Annotated in this window: 2 protein-coding genes; both read left to right on the forward strand. The window is 62.1% G+C overall.

What is annotated here, in order from left to right:
• Nucleotides 1–63 precede the first annotated feature (63 nt).
• Nucleotides 64–486: an IS66-like element accessory protein TnpA gene (tnpA, locus tag BRX37_RS26365; RefSeq protein WP_125990383.1), complete on the forward strand. Its 423-nt coding sequence runs from the start codon at nucleotides 64–66 to the stop codon at nucleotides 484–486.
• Nucleotides 483–784: IS66 family insertion sequence element accessory protein TnpB (gene tnpB / locus BRX37_RS26370; RefSeq protein WP_164522557.1), on the forward strand; the 302-nt coding region annotated here is incomplete at its 3' end. The genes tnpA and tnpB, both read left to right, overlap by 4 nt.

Raw genomic sequence — 784 nt, forward strand, 5'->3', positions numbered from 1 at the left:
CTCCCCACATTTTCGTAGCTGCTGATCTGTCTATGTTTTGCCCCTCATCCGAGGGGTATCGTAGTGGCTGATGATGTAAGAACATTCGAAACAGGTTTCGAAAGGCAGGAGGGCCAGCGGCCCTCGCGTATGGATGTCATTCCAGCGGGACCTTCGCGTCGCCGCTGGTCGGCCGAGGCCAAGGCCCGGATCATAGCGTCGAGTTTTGAGCCCGGCGCCAACATCGCAGAAATCGCACGGACGCATGGGTTACTGCCGCAGCAGCTTTATGCGTGGCGGCATGACAGCATTCCAGGCAAGCGCCTGGCCAGCAAAAAGCTGGGCTTCGTCCCGGCGGTGGTAGAAGATGCGGGCGGCTCCGGCCCGGCTGATGGTGGAGGCGATGAGATCGTGATCCGCACGGCAAGGCTGGCGATCCATGTGCCGCCAGGGGCGAGCGAGGATCATATCGCCCGTGTGCTTGCCGCGGTGAGCCGGTCGGGATGATCATCCCGCCAGGGCCGCTCAAGGTGATGGTGGTGACAAAGCCGGTCGACTTCAGGAAAGGTGCCGTCAGCCTGGCGGCGTTGGTCGAGCATGAACTCGGACTCAAGCCCTTCTCGGGGGTGGTATTCATCTTCCGCTCCAAGCGGGCGAACAGGATCAAGCTCCTGGTCTGGGATGGCAGCGGCCTGGTGCTCGTGAGCAAGGTTTTGCAGACGGGGGGCTTCCATTGGCCACGGGCACAGGATGGCGTGATGCGGCTGTCGGCATCACAGGCGTCAGCCTTGTTCGAAGGGCTGCA

The sequence above is a fragment of the Sphingomonas sp. S-NIH.Pt3_0716 genome (assembly GCF_003950715.1).
Classification (GTDB): Bacteria; Pseudomonadota; Alphaproteobacteria; order Sphingomonadales; family Sphingomonadaceae; genus Sphingobium; species Sphingobium yanoikuyae_A.